This window comes from Flavobacterium sp. N502536 (assembly GCF_025947345.1).
Classification (GTDB): Bacteria; Bacteroidota; Bacteroidia; order Flavobacteriales; family Flavobacteriaceae; genus Flavobacterium.
The window spans coordinates 1,734,332-1,752,362 of the sequence record NZ_CP110011.1 but is presented as its reverse complement, the minus strand read 5'-3'; the positions used below and the strand labels follow the sequence as shown (position 1 = coordinate 1,752,362).

At 35.1% G+C, this 18,031-nt stretch carries 13 protein-coding genes; 10 read left to right on the top strand and 3 right to left on the bottom strand.

Going from position 1 to position 18,031, the window contains the following annotated elements; translation table 11 throughout:
• Nucleotides 1-99: 99 nt before the first annotated feature.
• Together OLM61_RS07765 and OLM61_RS07760 are read left to right on the top strand one after the other, a co-directional pair.
• Nucleotides 100-450, top strand: coding sequence for a competence protein (locus tag OLM61_RS07765; protein WP_264525816.1), 351 nt, complete (start codon nt 100-102; stop codon nt 448-450).
• 2 nt (nt 451-452) lie between these two features.
• Nucleotides 453-707 carry a DUF6327 family protein gene (locus tag OLM61_RS07760; RefSeq protein WP_264525815.1) on the top strand — a complete coding sequence of 85 codons (255 nt, stop codon included), beginning with the start codon at nt 453-455 and terminating at the stop codon, nt 705-707.
• Between the two features lie 28 nt (nt 708-735).
• On the opposite strand, the gene OLM61_RS07755 is transcribed toward OLM61_RS07760, so the two are convergent.
• On the bottom strand, nt 736-1,719 hold the full coding sequence (locus tag OLM61_RS07755) for an SPFH domain-containing protein (protein WP_264525814.1): 984 nt from the start codon (nt 1,717-1,719) through the stop codon (nt 736-738).
• A 133-nt stretch (nt 1,720-1,852) separates the two neighbouring features.
• Nucleotides 1,853-3,358, bottom strand: coding sequence for a glutamate--tRNA ligase (gene gltX / locus OLM61_RS07750; RefSeq protein WP_264525813.1), 1,506 nt, complete (start codon nt 3,356-3,358; stop codon nt 1,853-1,855).
• A gap of 162 nt (nt 3,359-3,520) precedes the next feature.
• Here gltX and OLM61_RS07745 point away from each other — a divergent pair, with 162 nt between their 5' ends.
• The 7 genes from OLM61_RS07745 to OLM61_RS07715 all read left to right on the top strand — a co-directional run bounded on the left by OLM61_RS07745 (nt 3,521) and on the right by OLM61_RS07715 (nt 15,665).
• A complete protein-coding gene (locus OLM61_RS07745) occupies nt 3,521-6,907 on the top strand; it encodes a DUF4175 family protein (RefSeq protein ID WP_264525812.1) in 3,387 nt (1,128 codons plus the stop codon).
• The gene (gene ybeY, locus OLM61_RS07740) at nt 6,904-7,323 is read left to right on the top strand and encodes an rRNA maturation RNase YbeY (protein ID WP_264525811.1); all 420 of its coding nucleotides are present in this window, start codon (nt 6,904-6,906) and stop codon (nt 7,321-7,323) included. The genes OLM61_RS07745 and ybeY overlap by 4 nt, the downstream gene beginning before the upstream one ends.
• Nucleotides 7,324-7,745: 422 nt before the next feature.
• On the top strand, nt 7,746-9,617 hold the full coding sequence (mnmG, locus tag OLM61_RS07735) for a tRNA uridine-5-carboxymethylaminomethyl(34) synthesis enzyme MnmG (protein ID WP_264525810.1): 1,872 nt from the start codon (nt 7,746-7,748) through the stop codon (nt 9,615-9,617).
• A gap of 364 nt (nt 9,618-9,981) precedes the next feature.
• On the top strand, nt 9,982-10,830 hold the full coding sequence (locus tag OLM61_RS07730) for a class I SAM-dependent methyltransferase (RefSeq protein WP_264525809.1): 849 nt from the start codon (nt 9,982-9,984) through the stop codon (nt 10,828-10,830).
• Nucleotides 10,831-11,446: 616 nt separating this feature from the next.
• On the top strand, nt 11,447-12,022 hold the full coding sequence (locus OLM61_RS07725) for an OmpH family outer membrane protein (RefSeq protein WP_264525808.1): 576 nt from the start codon (nt 11,447-11,449) through the stop codon (nt 12,020-12,022).
• Nucleotides 12,023-12,121: 99 nt separating this feature from the next.
• Nucleotides 12,122-14,401, top strand: coding sequence for a helix-turn-helix domain-containing protein (locus tag OLM61_RS07720; RefSeq protein ID WP_264525807.1), 2,280 nt, complete (start codon nt 12,122-12,124; stop codon nt 14,399-14,401).
• A 502-nt stretch (nt 14,402-14,903) separates the two neighbouring features.
• On the top strand, nt 14,904-15,665 hold the full coding sequence (locus OLM61_RS07715) for a hypothetical protein (protein WP_264525806.1): 762 nt from the start codon (nt 14,904-14,906) through the stop codon (nt 15,663-15,665).
• A gap of 37 nt (nt 15,666-15,702) precedes the next feature.
• On the opposite strand, the gene OLM61_RS07710 is transcribed toward OLM61_RS07715, so the two are convergent.
• Nucleotides 15,703-16,668 carry an SPOR domain-containing protein gene (locus OLM61_RS07710; protein WP_264525805.1) on the bottom strand — a complete coding sequence of 322 codons (966 nt, stop codon included), beginning with the start codon at nt 16,666-16,668 and terminating at the stop codon, nt 15,703-15,705.
• 255 nt (nt 16,669-16,923) lie between these two features.
• On the opposite strand from OLM61_RS07710, the gene dprA reads away from it, so the two are divergent.
• Entirely contained in the window at nt 16,924-18,024 is a 1,101-nt protein-coding gene (dprA, locus tag OLM61_RS07705; RefSeq protein ID WP_264525804.1) for a DNA-processing protein DprA, read from the top strand.
• Nucleotides 18,025-18,031: the final 7 nt, after the last annotated feature.

Here is an 18,031-nt window from a genome sequence, read left to right as displayed (position 1 = left end):
TTTTATTGATTGTTTTGGTTATTTTATTCTTTAGAATAATCAAATTGCAATTTTTAAATCATGAGTTTTGTGCTTCTTTTTTTAATTAAAATTACAATTATGGCTTTTGAAGAATTAAAAGAAAATACTGAAAATATTCAGGATCAGGCTAAAATTTATCTCGATAGTCATTTGGCCTACTATAAACTTTGGGGTTTTAAGGTTGCAATGAAGTCGACCACCTTAATTTTTAAATTTACTTTGATCTTACTATGTGTTGGAATGGTATTACTTTTTGGATCTGTTGCAGCAGCTTTCGCTTTTAGTAATCTGTTCGGAAGTTATGCTTTGGGATTTCTAACAGTAGGTGGGTTGTATCTTGTGGCTACGATATTGCTTTTCTTTGTAAAAGATAAGTTTGTAGAAGGACCAATTTTGGAGAAATTTTCAGAAATATTTTTTAATGATTAATTATGGAGACAAAAAAATACTCATCATATGCGGAAATCGAAAGAGATTTAGAAATTCTGAAACTGGAGAAAGAGATCAATTATCAAAAAATGGTACTGAGTTTTCAAAAAACGAAAGAGTCTATAACACCGCAAAGTATAGTGAACGGAGTTTTTTCTTCTTATAAAGAATACCTGTTCAGTTCCTATCCACAAATTTTACAATCAATTTTACCCTATATTATCAATTGGTTTATAAAGAAAAAAAGAGGCAAATGAGCCTCTTTTTTAATATAGTATAATTTGGTTATTTTACTTCTGGTTCAATATCATCTTCGTAACCAGATTGTTGTGGTTCGATTGGTTTTGGTTTTACAATTTTCTTATTGTTTTTCTTCATCATTTCACCAACCTGATTAGACGCGGTGAAAGAAGCAACCATATTGTTCAGCATATCACTTCCGGCTTGTGGAGAGTTTGGTAACAAGATTAAGTTGGAGTTGGCATCGGCACCAATAGCTTGTAATGTATCATAATGCTGTGTAACCACAATTAGGGCAGAAGCTTCCTGAGAATTAATTCCAACATTGTTCAAAACTTCAACACTTTCTACAAGACCTCTGGCAATTTCACGACGCTGATCTGCAATACCCTGACCTTGTAAACGTTTACTTTCGGCTTCGGCTTTTGCTTTAGCAACAATTCTGATCCTGGAACTTTCTGCTTCAAACTCGGCAGCAGTTTTTTCTCTGTCAGCTGCATTAATTCTGTTCATAGCATTTTTTACCTGAATATCCGGATCAATATCAGTAACCAAAGTGTTGATAATGTCATAACCATAAGTAGTCATTGCTTCATTTAATTCTCTTTTTACTGCAATGGCAATATCATCTTTTCTTTCAAAAACATCATCCAGTTTTAACTTAGGAACTTCGGCACGAACAACATCAAATACATAAGCAGTAATCTGATCGTGTGGATATTCCAGTTTATAAAAAGCATCATATACTTTTTCCTGAATAACTTTAAACTGAACCGAAACTTTCATTTTGATAAAAACATTGTCTTTCGTTTTGGTTTCGATGATAACATCCAACTGTTGAATTTTTAGATTCACACGTCCCGCCAAGCGATCAACCAACGGAATTTTTAATTGCAAACCTGAATTTCTGACACTCAAAAATTTACCGAATCTTTCTATAATAACCGAAGATTGTTGTTTGACAGTAAAAAAAGAGGACATCAGTATAAAGAATGCCAGGACTAAAATGATAATAAATGCTGTGTTCATGGTGATATTGATTTAGTTTTTGATGCTGTAAATTACGAATATTCTTCCAATTTAAATTTTTAAAACATTAAAAAAACGCTAAGTACATTTGTTTTATGTTACTTAGCGTTTTTGTATTTAATTAGAATTCTGTTTATAAAGCTGTAATTGCATTTTGAATTCTCGAAATCGTTTCTTCTTTTCCAATGATCTCAACAATATCAAATAGGTGAGGACCTTTCAAAGCTCCAACCAAACTCAAACGGAAAGGCTGCATTACTTTGCCCATTCCAATTTCATTTTTCGTCAACCAATCTTTTACGATAGTTTCAATATTGGCAGAAGTAAAATCTTCTATATTTTCAAGAATCGAAATTAATTCCTGCATTAAAGCTGGTGTTTCTTCCTTCCAGTTTTTACTTGCTTTTTCATCATAAGATGTTGGTGCCTGGAAAAAGAAATCCGTTAAATCCCAAAATTCTGATACGAAGTGAGCACGCTCTTTTATTGAAGAAACAATTCTTGTCAGATCAAATTTAGAAACATCAATACCTTTTTCAGTTAGAATAGGAGAGAAGTCTTTCGCTAAATCAGCATCATTTTGTTTGATAAGATACTGATGATTGAACCATTTGTTTTTCTCAGGATCAAATTTTGCTCCTGATTTATGAACTCTGTTTAAGTCAAAAGCTGCAACCAATTCTTCTAATGAAAATAATTCTTTGTCAGTTCCGTCATTCCAGCCTAACAAAGCCAGGAAATTTACAACTGCTTCCGGGAAAAATCCTTTTTCTCTGTAACCTGAAGAAATGCCATCTTCTGTTTTCCATTCTAACGGGAATACAGGAAATCCTAATTTATCACCATCTCTTTTTGATAATTTACCGTTTCCAACTGGTTTTAAAATCAAAGGTAAATGTGCAAATTCAGGCGCATCCCAACCAAAAGCTCTGTACAATAAAACGTGAAGCGGCATTGATGGTAACCATTCTTCACCACGAATTACGTGTGAAGTTTCCATCAAATGGTCATCAACAATATTGGCTAAATGGTAAGTAGGCATACCGTCACTTTTAAACAATACTTTGTCATCCAATAAACTGGTTTCAAATTTTACATCACCACGTATAATATCTTTCAAATGTAATGTTTCATCAACCGGAGTTTTAAAACGAATTACATAATGCTCTCCATTAGCGATTCTTTGAGCAACTTCTTCAGCAGAAATTACTAATGAAGTATCTAGTTTTTCACGAATAGTATGATTGTAAATAAATGTTTTTCCTTCAGCTTCTTGTTCTTTTCTCAAAGCATCAAGAGCTTCCGGAGTATCAAATGCATAATAGGCCCATCCTGAATTGATCAGTTGACTGGCATAAGTTTGGTACAATTCCTTACGATCACTTTGTCTGTACGGACCAAATTTTTCATTTTTCCCTACAGTTTCTTCAGGAGCAATTCCTAACCATTCCAGTGCTTCCATAATATAAGCTTCTGCACCGGGAACAAAACGGGTTTGATCAGTATCTTCAATCCTTAAATAAAAAACACCATTATTTTTTTTTGCAAATAAATAATTGAATAGGGCAGTACGCACTCCGCCAATATGTAGTGGTCCTGTTGGACTTGGTGCAAAACGCACACGAACTTGCTTTGACATTTGTATAAATTTTGATGCAAAGATACGACTCTAATTAGATAATTAGAAAATGACTTTAATTGTGATAACATCTTATTTGTAATACAATTGACTAATTATCGAATTGATCATTATATCATTAAAATTAGTACTTTTATAGGTTATAAATAAAACAGATTCACATTGAAAACAACATCTGCTATATACCAAAAGCTAGAAGCATTTATAAAAAAATATTATACAAACGAATTGATAAAAGGAGGACTTCTTTTTATTGGTTTTGGATTGTTGTATTTTCTTTTTACACTTTTCATCGAGTATTTCCTATGGTTAAAACCGTTTGGAAGAACCGTATTGTTTTGGTTGTTTATAGGAGTAGAAGTTTTTCTTTTGTTTCGGTTTATTTTATTCCCGGTTTTTAAGTTGTTCAAACTTCAAAAAGGAATAGATTACAATCAGGCTTCGGCTATTATTGGAAATCATTTTACAGAAGTAAGTGATAAACTAACTAACTTTTTGCAATTGTCAGCCTCCGAAAGTTCGGCTGAAAGTTCAGAATTAATGCTGGCTTCGATAGAGCAAAAAGCTAATTCTTTACAGCCAATTCCTTTTGGGAATGCGATTAATTTTAAAACCAATAAAAAATATTTGCCATTAGCGATCGTTCCGGTTTTGCTTTTTGTGGTGTTTTATGTTTCGGGGAACAGCACTGTTATTTATCAAAGTTTAAATAGAGTAGTACATTTCAACGCTACATTCCTGCCACCGGCACCTTTTAAATTTGTGGTGCTGAATCAGAATCTGCAGACTGAACAGAACAAAGATTTCGTTATCAAAATGGAATCTGTTGGAAAGGTGGTTCCGGAGAATGTGATGATTCATATAGGTAATGAAAGTTATTTTATGGAATCATCTCAACCAGGAAAGTTCGAATTCAAAATTGAAAAACCAGTAGAAAACGTTTCCTTTTCTTTTGAAGGAAATTCAGTTTCATCAGAGGAGTATGAGTTGAAAGTTATAACAGTACCGTCAATTGCTAACTTCGAAATGGTTCTTAATTTTCCATCTTATTTAAAAAGGAAATCAGAAATTATTCAGGGAACTGGTAATGCTATTTTACCTGAAGGAACTTTGGTGACCTGGAAAATGAAAACACAATCTACTCAGGAGATCGTTTGGAAGGACGAAAACTCAGTTTTTAAGTTTAATAAGGATGAAAATGAATTTAAATTGGCTAAAAGCATCAGTCAAAATACAGAATATCAAATTCTTACCTCGAATAATAAGGTTAAAAACTACGAAAAATTAGATTATCAGCTGTCAGTTATCAAGGATCAGCATCCAACAATCAATGTTGCGCCTGCTCCGGATAGTTTAAAGTTAGATAAAAACTATGTTTTAGGAAGGTTAGGAGATGATTACGGATTGTCTAAATTACAGGTTGTTTATTACGAGCGAAACAAACCAAACACTGCCAAGCGTGGAACAATACCGGTGAAGTCTGGAGTATTTGATCAGTTTGTTTTTAATTTTCCAAGCAATCTGGCGGTGCAGGAAGGAGTAGCTTACGAATACTATTTTGAAGTTTTTGATAATGATGCGCCTCATGGATTCAAGAGTACAAGATCTTCTGTGTTCTCGGATCGTGTTTCAACTACGGATGAAATTCATGATTTGGAACTGCAACAACAGAATGCGAACATTAATAGTTTAGAGAAATCGTTAAAAAATCAAACCAAGCAATTTTCTGAAATGGATAAGATTCAGAAAGCAGGAAAAGAAAAAGATAATTTAGAGTTTAAAGATCAGCAAAAAGTAAATGATTTTATCAAACGTCAGAAGCAACAAGACGAATTGATGAAGCAGTTTACGGAAAAAATGAATAAGAATTTAGACAAGTTTCAATCGGATAAGAAAGACAAAACAGCTGAGGATTTACAAAAGAGACTCGATAATGCAGAGAAGGATTTGGAAAAGAATCAGAAGTTAATGGATGAATTGAAGAACCTAAATGATAAATTGAATAGTGAAGATTTGTTTGATAAAATGGAAAAGTTCAAGCAGATCAGTAAGAACCAATCTCGTAATTTGGAGCAATTGGTAGAATTAACCAAACGCTTTTATGTGTCTAAAAAAGCAGAACAGGTTGCTGAAAAATTGAACAAGCTTGCAGACAAACAAGAACAACTTTCAAATAAAGACAAAGAGAATACACAGGATAAGCAGGAAGACATCAATAAAGATTTTGATAAAATTCAGGAAGATTTAAAGGATCTGAAAGAAGAAAATAAAACATTAAAAGCTCCATTAGATATTCCATCTGATGCTTCGAAAGAAAAAGATGTGAAGAATGATTTGCAGAAAGCTTCTGAGGAGTTGGGTAAAAAGAATTCATCGTCGGCCAAACCAAAACAGAAGAGTGCTGCTAAGAAAATGAAAAGCATGGCCGAACAAATGGATGCCGGTATGGAGGGTGGAGAGCAGGAGCAAATGGAAGAAGATGTTGCCATGTTACGTCAAATTTTGGATAACCTTTTAGCGTATTCTTTATCTCAGGAAGATGTGATGAAACAGTTTAGAACTATGAAATTGGGATCTTCTGCTTATACCAAGAACATTAAAGTACAGCAAAATTTGAAACAGCAGTTCCGTTATGTCGATGATAGTTTGTTTGCTTTGTCACTTCGTAACCCAAAAGTGGCAGAAGATGTAACCAAGGAAATAGGTAATGTACAGTACAATATTGATAAAGCGATCGAAAGTTTAAGCGATGTTCAGGTTCCGAAAGGAGTATCCCATCAGCAGTATGCCGTTTCTTCTGCTAATAAGTTAGCCGATTTTTTAAGTGATTTATTAAACAACATGCAGATGTCGATGTCAAAACCGGGATCGGGAAAACCAAAACCAGGTGATGGACAAGGAATGCAATTGCCGGATATTATTCAAAAACAAAAAGGTTTGGGTGATAAGATGAAAGCGGGTATGCAGTCTGGTAATAAACCGGGAGAGAAATCTGGTGATAAACCAGGAGAAGGAAAAAGTGGTGATGGAAAAGAGGGGCAGGGTAAAGACGGTCAGAGTAAAAATGGAAGTGGTAAAAGCGGTCAGGGAAATAAGAACGGTGGAAAAGGAAATGAGAATAAAGAGGGTGATGATGGAGAAGGAGATGCTGAAGCGATTATGGAAATTTATAAAGAGCAAGTAAAGTTGCGTGAAGCTTTGCAAAAAGAGTTAGCAAAAAAAGGATTGGATTCTCAAGGGAAGTCGGTAATAGATCAAATGAAAGCTTCTGAAAAGCAACTTTTAAATAAAGGGTTTAAGAATGAGAACTTGCAGCGTATTCTTAATATTCAGCAAGAATTGCTAAAATTGAACAATGCAGTTCAGCAGCAGGGACAAGATACGAAGCGTCAATCTGAAACTAATAAAGCTGAATTTTCTAATAGAGCAAATGCATTACCGAGCTCATTATTGGAATATTTAAACAGTGTAGAGATATTAAACAGACAATCACTACCTTTGCGCTCGAATTTTAATCAAAAGGTTCAAGAATATTTTAATACAAAATGATCAATTTTAATTACGAAACCGAATTTACTTTAGACAACGAACAAGCCTTTTCTGATTGGTTAAGTGCAGTAATCGTTTCTGAAAATAAGAACGAAGGAGAGATAAATTATATTTTTTGTGACGATGAATATCTTCATAAGATAAATGTAGAATATCTGGATCACGACACACTAACAGATATAATCAGTTTTGATTACACTGTTGGAAACGAACTTAACGGAGATATATTTGTTTCTGTTGAAAGAGTTGAGGATAATGCTAAAGATTTTAATGTATCTTTTGAAGAAGAATTAAAGCGAGTTTTGGCTCATGGTATATTACATTATTGTGGTTACAAAGATAAGAGTGATGCGGAAGCCGAGTTAATGCGTTCTAAAGAAGATGAAAAAATAGCTATGTTTCACGTGGAACAGTAGCTTAAATTCTTTTATTGAATTTGTTTTTATGTGTTCCACGTGAAACAAATCATAAAAAAAGAAAGAATATTTTAAAGTGTTTCACGTGGAACATGTGAAAAGTGAAGTTGGTTTTTGTGTTTCGGAGAGTGTATAAATGTTTCACGTGGAACAGGGATAATTCTGATCTTGGAAAGTTTTTAATTGTTTCACGTGAAACAATGGACTTGAAAAGCATGAAGACTTGAAGAAGTAAAGTGTTAAGCTGTGAGTAGGTATTTCTAGTTTGAGGTTGAAAATTTGAAACTTGAAACGTGAAGCTTGAAACGTGAAGCTTGAAACGTGAAGCTTGAAACAAAACACAAGTTCCACGTGGAACAAAAGAATGTAAAAATTAATTCTGAGGACCGCCTTAAACGGTTTCCAGAGAATAGTAAAAAGAAATGTTTTTAGAAGAATACGATGTTATTGTAGTCGGTGCTGGTCATGCAGGTTCTGAGGCCGCGGCAGCGGCAGCAAATTTGGGATCCAAAACTTTATTGGTGACCATGAGTTTGCAGAACATTGCACAGATGTCTTGTAATCCGGCGATGGGTGGAATTGCAAAAGGACAGATTGTGCGTGAAATTGATGCGTTGGGAGGATACTCAGGAATTGTTTCTGACCGAACTGCAATTCAGTTTAAGATGTTGAATAAATCGAAGGGACCAGCAATGTGGTCTCCAAGAGTTCAAAGTGATCGAATGCGTTTTGCTGAGGAATGGAGAATGATGTTGGAGGGAACTCCAAATTTGGATTTCTACCAGGAGATGGTCAAAGGTTTGATTATTGAGAATGGAAAGATAAAAGGAATCAAAACTTCGCTGGGAGTTGAGATTCGATCCAAATCGGTTGTGTTGACAAACGGAACTTTTTTAAACGGTTTGATTCATATTGGAGAAAAACAGTTTGGTGGAGGTAGAGCTGGTGAAAGTGCTGCAACAGGAATCACTGAAGATTTAGTTCGGGCAGGATTTGAAGCAGGAAGAATGAAAACGGGAACGCCACCACGAGTTGATGGTCGTTCGTTGGATTATTCGAAAATGAACGAAGAAAAAGGAGATGCAAAGCCGGATAAGTTTTCTTATTCTGATTTGACAACTCCGTTAACGCATCAGCGCTCTTGTTACATGACGTACACGTCATTGGATGTTCATGATATTTTGAGAGAAGGTTTTGATCGTTCGCCAATGTTTAATGGAAGGATCAAAAGTCTTGGGCCAAGATATTGCCCATCTATAGAAGATAAGATTAATCGTTTTGCAGATAAGGAACGCCACCAATTATTTGTGGAGCCGGAAGGGTGGAATACCTGCGAAGTTTATGTGAACGGATTTTCGACTTCACTTCCGGAGGATATTCAATTTAAAGCATTGCGTTCTGTAGCCGGTTTTGAAAATGTGAAATTCTTCCGTCCGGGTTATGCAATCGAGTATGATTATTTCCCGCCAACGCAATTGAAACATACTTTGGAAACAAAGTTGGTTGAAGGGTTATATTTTGCCGGACAAATTAACGGAACAACAGGATATGAAGAAGCGGCTTCTCAAGGTTTGATGGCTGGAATAAATGCGCATTTGAAAGTACATGAAAAAGCGCCGTTGATTTTGAAACGTGATGAAGCTTATATTGGAGTTTTGATTGACGACTTGATTACGAAAGGAACGGAAGAACCTTATCGTATGTTTACATCAAGAGCAGAGTACAGAACTTTGTTGCGTCAGGATAATGCCGATTTTAGATTAACGCCAATGTCACACGAAATTGGTTTAGCTTCTGAAAAGCGTTTGCGCCGAATGGAGAAGAAATTAAGTGAGTCTGAAAAGATGGTTGCTTTCTTTAGAGAGACGAGTGTTTCGGTTGCCGAAACAAATCCGATTTTAGAAGCTAAAGAAACAGCTCCGATTACGCAGGGAGATAAAATGTTTAAAGTTTTCTCTCGTCCGCAAATCGACTTGGAGGATATGCTTAAGTTTGAAAAAGTGAAAACCTATATAGAAGAGAATGATTTGGATCAGGAAATTTTAGAGCAAGCCGAAATACAAGTTAAATATTCCGGATATATCGAAAAGGAAAGAAATAATGCGGATAAGCTTACTCGTCTTGAAGAAGTGAAAATTCCGGAAAATTTCGATTATGATAAAATAAAGTCAATGTCAATTGAAGCGAAGCAGAAGTTGAGCAAGATTCGTCCTGTAACAATTTCTCAGGCTTCAAGAATAAGCGGAGTTTCTCCTAGCGATATTTCTGTTTTGTTGATTTACATGGGAAGATAAAAATTTAGAGACGCACAGTTAGTGCGTCTTTATTTGTTTCAGGTTTTCTTTGTTTCAAGTTTCAAGTTTTCTTTGTTTCAAGTTTCAGGTTTCAGGTTTGAAGTTTCACATTTTTCGATAGTAGAAAAGAGTGGTAGAAGATCTAAGAAAAGGAAAAAATAAAAAAAAAGAAATTTGTTCCACGTGAAACTACTTTGCGAAAGCCTGATGTTATTGAAGAAAGTATAAAAAACAATTCTAAAAAATCTAGTGAGATGCATGGATACGCATTTCAAAGTAATAAATTAAAACTTGTTGCATTAACAGCTGTTGTGTAATAAAAAAAAGTATGTTGCCAAATTCTATTAAAAACCTATAATTAAAAATGAACGTTTTAAACAAAAAACATTTTCTTACTGTAAAAGACCATTCTGTATCTAAAGAAATTTTCGAGTTGTATCATGACGAAACTTTAGACATGTTGATTACTTCTCCGCAACCCGATTTAGAAAATCTTGGAAAATATTACGAAAGCGAAGATTATATTTCTCATACCGATAATAAAAGATCTTTGTTTGAAAAAGCATATCATTTTGTAAAAAATATAGCTTTAAAAAATAAGCTGAATTTAATCAATGCGGAGCAATCTCAAAAAGGAAGAATTTTAGATATTGGTGCCGGAACCGGAGATTTTTTATTAACGGCAAAAAATGACGGTTGGCAAACTGTTGGAGTGGAACCAAGCGAGAGAGCAAAAAATATTGCGATCGAAAAAGGAATTTCTTTTGTAAACGGAATTGATGCTCTTGAAAATAATTCTTTTGATGTGATTACCATGTGGCACGTTTTAGAACACGTTCCAAATTTAGAATTGCAAATCCAGGAATTAAAACGTTTGTTGAAACCAACTGGAACTTTAATTGTTGCGGTTCCAAATTTCAAATCGTATGATGCAAAATATTATAACGAATTTTGGGCAGCGTATGATGTGCCAATTCACTTCTGGCATTTCTCTAAAAAAGCGATTCAGTCTCTTTTTGAAAAAGTAGATATGAAATTGGAAAAAGTACTTCCGATGAAATTTGATTCTTTTTATGTGAGTTTGTTATCCGAAAAATACAAAACCGGAAAAATGAATTATATCAATGCATTTTTAGTGGGATTAAGATCAAATTTAAAAGCGGGAAGTACAAAAGAGTATTCGTCGCACATTTATGTCTTAAAAAACAGCTAAAACGCAAAATAAGCGTGTTTAAGGCGTTTTTTAGGGTAAATAGAGGGTTTGTGTCGTCTTTTTTTAGAAAACGCCTTAAATAAAAGCTATGAAAGTCACTTTTGATAGTGATATTTTATGGTAGAATCTTGCTCCATAAATAAAAACAATGTCATAAAATTGGGTCCTTTTTTTGAATTTTTGCGATTTCAAATTTAAAATTTGGAGGTTTAGAAAAAGTGAATTTTTTTTCTCTTTAATTTTTTTTTAAAGCTGCAAAAATTGAAAAAATAGTTTTGGTGGCTTTATTGTTTTATGATTTGCGATCCAATTTGCTGCGGCAGGAGGAAAAGCCTATTTGTTGCAGATTTATGCCCTAAAATCAACTTAAAACTTAAAATAAGCACGTTTAAGATGTTTTTTAGTGAAAGCCTAGTATTTGTGTCGTCTTTTTTTAGAAAACGCCTTAGGTAAAAGCTATGAAAGCCGCTTTCAATAGTGATATTTTATAGTAAAAATTCCCTCTATAAATAAAAGCAATATCATAAAATTATAGCATTTTTTAAACTTTATGTTGATGCTATTTATTTTTTTATATTTTTGTCTCCAATACATTAAAAAAATAGAAATTCAAAAAATGAAAAAAGCATTAGTAATTATCGCACTTTCAATTTTCGCCGTTTCGTGTAGCAAAACTGCAGAAGTTAAGGAAGTAAAAACAGCTTACGTAGATACTTCAGTTTTAATGAAAGAATACACTGAAGCAAAAGACCTTGAGGCAAAATACAAAGCTCAGGCAGAAGAAAAAGGAAGACAACTACAAGCTGAGATTACACGTTTTAAACAAGACGCTGCTAATTTTCAAAGTCAGGCACAGGCAAACGGTCAGGCCTGGGCACAACAAAGAGGTGCTGAGTTACAAAAAAGAGAACAACAATTGGGTTATGCTCAACAAGCTTTGTCTCAACAATTGCAACAGGAAAGTGGTGTTGAAATGGATTCTCTAGTTAGTGGAGTTAAAAAATTCATCAAAGATTACGGTAAGAAAAACGGTTATTCTTATATTTATGGTACTGGGGATGCTGCCTCAATTTTATACGCTGAAGAGAAATACGACATCACAAAAGACGTTGTTAAAGCTTTGAATGATAAGTATAAAGCGGCTCCAAAAACAGAAGAAAAACCAGCTGCGAAGGAAGAAGCGAAAAAATAATTCCAAACCAACGAGTTAAATTTAAAAACCTAAATCTGTCAAGATTTAGGTTTTTTCTTTTATAAAAATGCGATACTTTTAGTCTTCAATTTACGCCTAATGCAAAACGTTACAGAAGCAGCTGCTTACACCTTACAATTCATCAATCAAACGCAAAAATCTATTTTCCTGACCGGCAAAGCGGGGACCGGAAAAACGACTCTTTTGCGCGAAATTATTGCAACCACTCATAAAAGCACTGTAGTTGTGGCTCCCACCGGAATCGCGGCGCTGAATGCAGGTGGTGTTACCATTCATTCCATGTTTCAGCTGCCTTTTTCGGCCTTTATTCCTTCGTATGAAGAAGCTTCTCAGTTTACTGAAACGGTAAAATTTGAGAACAAGGAAACGCTTCGCAGACATTTCAAGATGAACAATGTAAAGCGTAATGTGATTCGAAATATGGAACTGCTGATTATCGATGAAGTCAGTATGTTACGTGCTGATTTGTTGGATGCGATTGATTTTATGATGCAAACGGTACGTAAAAACAACCGCCCTTTTGGAGGTGTTCAGGTACTTTTTATTGGCGATTTGCTGCAGCTTCCACCGGTAATTCGTGACGAGGAATGGCGAACTTTAAGGAATTATTACAAAGGAAAATTCTTTTTCCATTCTCATGTAATTCAGCAGTATCCGCCGTTATATATTGAATTATCAAAGATTTACAGACAAAGTGATGATACTTTTATCTCGGTTCTGAATAATTTACGCAACAACCAGATTAGTCCACAGGACATTCAGGTTTTAAACCAGTATGTTCAGCCTGATTTTGATCTGAAAAACAATCCGGGTTATATCACGCTTACCACACATAATGCAAAGGCAGATTCTATTAATGATCAGGCTATTGGAGATTTGGCGGGTAATGAATTCTCGTACCAGCCTTTTGTTGTAGGAGATTTTCCTGAAAAAATATTCCCGGTAGAAGAAAACTTAAAGCTTAAAATTGGTGCGCAGGTCATGTTTGTTAAAAATGATTTGTCTTTTGAAAAGCGCTATTTCAATGGAAAAATGGGCGTGATTAAAGCACTTTCGCCGGAGGAAATTTTTGTGCATTTTCCGGAGGAGGATAAAACAATTGAAGTAGAAAAGTACGAATGGAAAAATATCCGTTACAAAGTAAACGAACTGACTAAAGAAGTTGAAGAAGAAGTTTTAGGAACTTTTGCTCATTATCCGATCAAACTGGCCTGGGCCATTACGGTGCATAAGAGTCAGGGTTTAACTTTTGAGAAAGCTGCGCTTGATGTATCGCAGGTTTTTCTGCCCGGGCAGGCATATGTTGCTTTATCGCGTTTAACGTCCTTAAATGGGCTTATTTTGCTTTCTCCGATACAGATGAACGGTATTTCGAATGATCAGGATGTAATGGATTATGCTTTGAACAAAGCAAGTGAGGAGGTTTTGAAAAACTCATTGCATTTTGAAACGAAGAATTTTATTCATAACTATTTGATTAACAGTTTTAACTGGAGTGATCTGGCTCAGGAATGGCGTAATCACCGATTTAGTTACAATGAAAATGCTGCAGGTTCAGAAAAGTCCAAGCATTCGGTTTGGGCACACAAACGTTTAGAAACTATTGATGGGTTGACAGATCCGGCGCAAAAATTTGTGCATCAGCTCAATAAAATTTTCAATAAAGAAACGGTTGACTTGATTTTTGTTCAGGAGCGGGTAGAGGCTGCTTATGCGTACTTTTTTAAACCGATGGATAAGTTGGTGACGGATCTTTTGCAGAAAATGGCCGAAATTCAAAAATTCAAAAAAGTAAAAGAATTCTATGAAGAGCTGTCTTTTTTGGATGATTTGCAGACAAAAGCGGTTTTGCGCTTAATGAAGGCCAAATTGCTAATAGAAATTGTTGTGGCAGGTGAAACCATTTGTAAAGAAAAATTGTCGTCTACAGCGATTAAAAACTACAAATTAGACAAGATTGATAAGATACGGGAGGAGTTTAATATGGCAAACACCGATATTTTTAAAGCTGATCAGCCTGTGGTGCGCTATACAGCAAGAAAGCTGGATAAGAGTGAGCCTAAGACTGTCAAGAAAACAACGATTGAAGAAACGCATGATTTATGGCTGGAGAAAAATTCAATACAGGATATTGCAAGAATCCGCAAGTTAACTGTTCAAACTGTTGAAATGCATTTGGTTAAGTTGATTCAGGCGAAGAAAGTAGAGATTTCAGATGTTTTGCCGTACGATAAAATTTTAGCACTAAGAGAGGCTTTTGAATTTTATCAGGAGGAATCTTTGAGTCCGTTGAAAGAGAAACATGGTGATGAATTTACCTGGGATGAGTTGAAAATGTTTAAAGCAAGTATTAACTGATTTGTGCTGACGTGATGTGAGATGTGAGATGTGAGATGTGAGATGTGAGATGTGAGATGTGAGATGTGAGATGTGAGATGTGAGATGTGAGATGTGAGATGTGAGATGTGAGATGTGAGATGTGAGATGTGAGATGTGAGATGTGAGATGTGAGATGTGAGATGTGAGATGTGAGATGTGAGATGTGAGATGTGAGATGTGAGATGTGAGATGTGAGATGTGAGATGTGAGATGTGAGATGTGAGATGTGAGATGTGAGATGTGAGATGTGAGATGTGAGGATTGTTTGTAAAAAACATTATGTAAAATAGGAATCGTATAGGGATGTATTACAACACAATAGAATAATAGTGTTCCACGTTAAACAAAGAGAGAGAGAGAGAGAAGAAGATAATTGAACTTAGGCGGTTCAGATTGAAAGCTTTCACAGCAATTTTTAATTAAGTACTTTTATAGTTGTTTGTAAAAATCAGATTATTAACCGATTAATAAGTTTTTTAAGATGAGAAGCAGCAGTTTATTTTTAGCAGTATTGTTTTTTTGCGGCGGTTGTATGGTTGCCCAGGATTCTAAAAGCGACTATCAGAAACTTGTTAGAAAGTTCATTGAAAATATAAAAAACGACAACAAAGAAGCCCTTGGCGATTGGGTCGTTTATCCGCTAAAACGGGAATATCCTATCAGTGATATCAATGACAAAGCCGATTTTGTGAAGCGTTATGGAGAAGTATTTGACAGCGCTTTAAAAAATGAAATTGTGAAATCGGATGCTGTAAAAAGCTGGTCAGATATGGGTTTGAGGGGATTAATGTTTAATCAGGGTAAAATTTGGCTTGATACGGAGGGGAGACTGATTGCGGTAAATTATCAATCGAAATTTGAGCTGGATCTGAAAAAATCTCTAATCGCAGCACAAAAGAAAAATCTGGATCCGAGTATTGCTTTTTTTCAAACGCCAATTTGTATTTTGGAAACGTCTAAATTCAAAATCAGAATTGATCATTTAGGAAATAACAATTATCGATATGCATCGTGGTCTGTTGAAAAGAAAATGACTGAGAAGCCTGATTTAGTGATTAATGGCGGTGTTTTAGTGGTAGAAGGTATTGGTGGAAATCACCAGTATGAGTTTAGGAAAGACGGTAACGTTTATGAGTGTGCGATTATCGTTTTGGGAGAAAAAAATTCGCCTCCGGCGAGACTGAGGGTTTATCAGGGTAAGAAAGTGATTCTTTCGCAGGATGCAAAAATAATAGCGAAATAAAAAAAAGCCTACTCAGTTGAATAGGCTTTTTTAAGTTTTATAGGGGTTGTACGAGAATCCAGGCATCCGGATTTTCTCCTTTTTGTATTTCTTTTTGTGCTTTTTCAGCTTCAGCCATTGTAGCATAACTGCCATATAAAACAGGGAATAAACCGTGTTTGTTTTCGCCTAACATTCGGGCTTCGTAACCGTCTTTAATTAATTGGTTATAAGCTTTTCTTGCATTTTTTTCACTTCTGTAGGCACCGGCCATGATATGATACGGCATTACTTTTTCGGCAGCTGTTTCTACTTTTGCAGAATCTACAGAAAGTGTCACAGCAGGTAGTGGGTTTTGAATAAAGAAAGTGGCTTCCTGTATTTTGTTTTCCACTTTTTTCTGAACAGCGCTTTCCACTACTAGTGTTTTAGCAGCGATTTGATTTTGGTATAATGGATATCCAATACTACCAGTAATTCCAAGACCTAATACGAGTATTGCAGCATATTTTAAGAATGGATTAGCCGTTCTACCTTCTTCATTTTCGTATAAAGAGATGGTTTCTCTTTCTGAAATTTCCTCAATTTTACGCTCGAAATTTTCTTTTTTGACTAGTGGAGAAACGAATGGACTTAGTCCGAAAGAGCTCGTTAGGAAATTGGTTTGATCATTTGGTGTGAATACCATTTTTTGATCAGCATTTAAACGAATTTCGCCTATGTTTTTAAGTGTTACAACACCATTTTCTTCCAAAGTTTTTTTCCAGCTGACTACTTCAAAAGCAATTGCGCTTACGGCAAAACCATAAGAAGTTTTTTCAGCTTGTGCGATATGATTGGCCAACAATCCGTCATTGTTTTTTAAATGACTGTTGAAAGAGATCATTTTTGTCGGCGGAAAGAATGAATTTGTACTTTCATTCAGCTGCGCGGATTGAATTTCTGTTAAAAATGCTCCAAACCCTGGAACCGTTACACACTGATAACGATACAGTAACTGTGCTATGTAATTTTCGATTTTCATAGTAACAAAGTTATGCAACGAATATAGTTATCAAAATTTTATTCACAATTTTTATTAACAATTGAGATATTTTTATAGACAATTGCTTTTCAGGTATTTAAGTTTTTTTGTCGTTTTCTTGATTGTTTCTAAATTTCTTTTACTTCATCTTTTTTGAAAGAAATTACTTCTAATTTGTATATTTGACTTTCTCGATTTTATTTTGAGATTTGTTTTAAAAGATTTTTGTCTCCGCCTTTAAACCTTATTCAATTCATGTCAGATCAAGATTTATTTTATGTATTAGCCCTGTTAAAAGTGGAAGGTGTTGGAGACATAATGGCAAAAAAGCTGCTGAATCATTATGGTAGTGCAGAGGCAGTTTTTAAAAGTAAATCGGGACAAATGGCTGTTATTGATGGTGTTGGTTCTGTTCTTTTAAGAAATTTTAAAGATAAATCTGTTTTTGAAAAAGCCAATTCGGAAATGGAATTCCTGAAATCGAATGCGGTGAACGTGTCGTTTTTTAAGGAAGAAAGCTATCCGGAGCGCTTAAAACATTGTATCGATTCTCCTGTTTTGATTTTTTCACGTGGAAACATAAATTTAAAAAGCAAAAAAATAATAAGCATAGTGGGAACACGCCAGATTACTTCATACGGAACGGAGTTCTGTCGAAATTTGGTAGAAGAATTGGCCCCACTAGATCCGGTAATCGTTAGTGGTTTTGCCTATGGTGTTGATATTGTTGCCCATCAGCGGGCAATGGATTTTAACCTGCAAACCATAGGGGTTATGGCACATGGATTGAATCAGATTTATCCGAAATCGCACAGAAAGTATACTGCTCAAATCGAGGAAAATGGGGGCTTTATGACCGAATTCTGGAGTACGTCTAATCCCGATAAAGAAAATTTTGTACGCAGAAACCGTATTGTGGCAGGAATGGCTGAAGCGACTCTTGTAATCGAATCCGCTGAAAAAGGCGGGTCGCTGATTACGGCAAACTTGGCCAATGATTACAATCGCGATGTTTTTGCGGTTCCCGGACGTGTTACGGATAAGTACAGTCAGGGTTGCAACAATTTGATTAAAACGCAGCGTGCCAATGTGCTGACAAGTGCCGCAGATTTGATTTATATGCTGAACTGGAATGTTGAAACAAAACCCAAACCGGTTCAAAAACAGCTTTTTATAAATTTAGAACCTGAGGAGCAGAAGGTGTATGATTTTCTTCTAAAAAATGGGAGGGAACTGTTGGATAGTATTGCGCTGCAATGTGATTTTCCGATTTATAAAATTTCGGGTCTGTTGTTGAATATGGAGTTGAAAGGCTTGATTAGACCTCTTCCTGGAAAATTGTTTGAGGCAATTTAGTTTAAAT